This is a genomic window from Longimicrobiales bacterium (genome assembly GCA_028823235.1).
GTDB lineage: Bacteria > Gemmatimonadota > Gemmatimonadetes > Longimicrobiales > Gaopeijiaceae > UBA2589.
This window is the reverse complement of sequence record JAPKBW010000060.1, coordinates 1-3,658: the sequence shown is the minus strand read 5'-3', so window position 1 is coordinate 3,658 and position 3,658 is coordinate 1. Positions and strand designations below refer to the sequence as shown.

The following is a 3,658-nucleotide window of genomic DNA, read 5'->3' as shown; positions in this document are numbered from 1 at the left end:
AACAAGCGGACGGCTACGACGTGATCGAAATCGTCGCGCGCCAGCCGTGGGTGCTGAACAACCACGTTGGCATGATTGGGCTCTCGTACTCCGGCATCACGCAGCTCTTCGTCGCGGCGACCCGTCCCCCGAGCCTCGCGGCCATCACGCCGCTCTCGGTCATCGAGGACCCATGGCAGATGTCGTGGCCGGGCGGTGTCTATAACGCCGGCTTCACAAAGGAATGGATCGAAGAGCGCGACCGTCAGTCCGCGCCCGGTGGCCAGAGTTGGACGAAGCGCCGCATCGATGGAGGTGATATCACCTGCGAGGAAAATCAGCTTATCCGGACACAGAGCATCGACTTCGAAGCCTTCGTGAACTCACTCGAGCGGCGGCCCGAAGATTCCGACAATCGCGATCTTTCCCGACTCGTGCAGGACATCGAAACGGCGGTCTTCCTCACCGGCGCATGGCAAGACGAGCAAACAGGTCCGAGATTTGCCGGCATGGTCCGCGACTTCGACAGCACCGATCGAAAACACTTCACGATGTTCAACGGCCACCACCCCGATGGGTACCAAGCGTTTCACCTCTCCGGATGGTTCGACTTCCTCGAACTTTACGTCGCCAAGCGCGTGCCACGGATGAACGCGGTTGTGCGCGCGGTGTTGCCGTCCGAGATGGAAAACAACTTCGGCGCCCCAATCGAGCTCCAGCCCGACCGCTTCCTCGACCTCGACGATAGTGAGTACGAGGACGCGCTCGCACGGTTCGAAGCCGATCCCCCCGTCCGCATTCTATTCGAATCGGGGGCGGGAGGAGAGGTGCCGGGTGCGCCATACCATCGCTTCGAGGCCACGTTCGACACCTGGCCTCCCGCAGACGCGGAAGCCTGGACGCTTTACCTCGACGCGGGCGGAGCTCTCTCGTCGGGGCCTCCAACGAGCGGCGCTGCCGACTCGTTCGAGTTCGACGCCGAGGCGGGTCCTATCCGCTACTCCAGCAGTGGGGGCGGATCGTTCACCGCGCCGGCACCCGATCTTGATCTCGACTGGTCCTACACGCCTGAAGGGCTCGGACTCTCCTACCTCACGGCACCACTCGGGGAGGACGTCGTGCTCGCAGGACCAGGCTATGCCGACCTATGGATTCAGACCAGCGCAGACGATGCGCCGATCGAGATCGTGCTCAGCGAAGTCACGCCGGATGGAAACGAGGTCCGTATCCAGACCGGCATACAACTCGCCGGCTTCCGCAAGATCGATGAGGATCGATCAGGTCGGTTCCTCACCCGACTCTTTTTTGGGGAAGAGGACTACGAGCCCTTGTCGAACGAGCTCACGCTCGTGCACGTACCCATATTCGACGTAGCGCACCCGCTCCGGGCCGGCTCCAAGCTCCGCGTGCAGATCAACACGCCGGGCCGCGACCTGCCGCTGTGGTTCTTCGACAACCCCGACCCGGGCCCCGGCGGTGCCAACTACCGCATCGCCCGTGGCGGCGAGCATGCGTCGGCAATTGTTCTGGCCGTGTTGCCGGCCGGCTCGCTCGATGTACCCGAAGAGTACCCAGCGTGCGGCGTGCTGCGAGGACAGCCGTGTCGGCCTTACGTAGAAATCAGCAACTCTCCCGGATAGAACCTGCGCTCAGAATTCGGATGGCCATCCGTGCGCCTCGCGTTCCAACCCCGCGCCCAGCTTCGAATCAACGAGCCGCTACCGTTCGACATCATAGAGCACTACATCAGCTCGAGTGACAGCTGGAACTATGAAGGCCCTTTTTGCCCCAACGGCCCTGTATCGGTCCATCCGAATCTTGCCACCGGCAGGTCCCACTGCCCTTCCCGCCCGTCGCGGGGCCGCTGGGGTTGTGACGAGCTGGACGGTTACCCCGAAGCAGGCGGGGATGAGCCACAATTAGGCCAGCAGTTCAGTAGGCAAAGGAAGAAGGCGGAACCTCCATGGGCACAATAGCTCCCCCGCCCACAGGTTCCGCCGCCATTGCCCCGCAGACACGCTTCCAAACCACAGTTCTGTGGTTTGGGCACCTTCCCGAGTGATAATCTCGAGCCTGCCGGTGAACGCCAACCGGTCGTCACTCACACCTGCTTCGGGAAGAATAAACGACTCACCACTCGCACGGAAACAGAGATTCTCTCGTTCACCGGTGCCATCGTGCGACAACCGCAGTCTCCCCCCCGAGAGGATCCTATCGGCGGCACCCACCGGCCCGACAAACAAGATGACCGCGAGTATCGTCAACAGGAACCTACAAAATCTAATAGCCGTCATGAGCCACCCCCTCCAACTGCCTGCATCAGTTACATTACTAGGTTTGGGTCGGTGACAAGGATTATCAAACAGGACAACCATACACTGGCGCGCGCGGCGCCACGGACGGTAGCCCCTACACTGCCGGATGCCGTGCGGATTGAGGTTGTCCTCCATCCCGAAGACTGAATCGGCCTTCGATTGAATAATACACCGGGCTTTACGGCTCGGTCCGAGATTTTGGGCCGAATAGGTTGTGCTCAAGGGTGGGAATTAGCAGCGGCTCACAACTACGGGTAAGCCATCGTACGTGCTCTCAAACGAAGTTTAGAATCAATTCGTTTGAGAGCAGCGTGCTTCGTGGCGGATCTTGTCGAGTTCGGACTGAGTGTAAAGTCAAAGGTTTCATCTGAGCAAGCGTGGCCAAGGTCACTGACTCTCGACCCGGTGCAGGTTTGAAATTTCCGAGAGCCAGGGAAGTTCGGACTGGCACCAGAGTTGGGCGACCGGGCGGATCTGTGCTCTTTCAGAAAGTACGCCGACCCGGATGCTGTAGAAGGAGATCGTTCCTGAAGTCGGCGCTGCGTAGAGGTGGGTACCGCAACGACCACAGAAGGCGAGGTTGCGCTGATTACCGCTTTCGGCGGTCTTCAAGTAGGTCGCGGGTTGACCGCGGACCAGATGAAACTGCTCTCCCACGACCAGCGCGGAAGTTCGAAAAGGAGCACTCGAAAAGATCTGGCAGTCAGTGCAGTGACAGATCCCGACGCGCTTAGGGTCAATTGTTGCTTCGAATTGGATTTCCCCGCAATGGCAGCTACCCGTGACATCCATCGATTCCACCTCCTGAAGTTTCAAAATCAAGGTAAAGTTTCTACCCCGTAAAAAAGGATTTTTCCCAGCGTAATCTCTTCGCTTCTTTCTAGTCAGGTTTCCACCGGGAGAGAACGTCGGGTTCACTTTCGGGTGGCGGGCTGATGCCCAAGCGTACCGGGAAGAACCCGTGCTTCTCGTAGAAACTGCGCGCAGCCCCACCCACGCCGGCTTCTATCCGGCGATTGGAGAACCCCTCGCCTGCCATCGACAGCGACATACCGTCCGTGCACCTCTGCACGAACCCGCAACAAGGCCAGACAACCGCAATCGCCTTAGAGTGGCCTGTGGAGGTCACCCACGCATCGGCGGGCATCCGAATCCGCCAACGAATTCAGCGGATTCATGACCAAACCTGCCCCGGACCGACGCCGGACGCCAGCCCCGAACTGTCGCCGGGGCAGTTTCTGTTGCCGCTCGTCTGGCACGACACTTGGAACTAATGGAGCCCATGGACAACCTGCACTCCCCGGAAACCGACTGCTACCTACTTTCCATCGATGAACGCGATTTTGCCGACGTGGCTGCCGTAC

General features: G+C 60.1%; 2 protein-coding genes. One reads left to right on the top strand and one right to left on the bottom strand.

Annotation, left to right across the window (positions count from 1 at the left end; translation table 11 throughout):
• A partial coding sequence (locus OSA81_13465; protein MDE0900009.1) for a hypothetical protein occupies positions 1 to 1,619 on the top strand: 1,619 nt, incomplete at its 5' end.
• Between the two features lie 1,062 nt (positions 1,620 to 2,681).
• Here the strand turns inward: OSA81_13465 and OSA81_13460 are convergent.
• The gene (locus tag OSA81_13460) at positions 2,682 to 3,116 is read right to left on the bottom strand and encodes a GFA family protein (protein ID MDE0900008.1); all 435 of its coding nucleotides are present in this window, start codon (positions 3,114 to 3,116) and stop codon (positions 2,682 to 2,684) included.
• Positions 3,117 to 3,658: the final 542 nt, after the last annotated feature.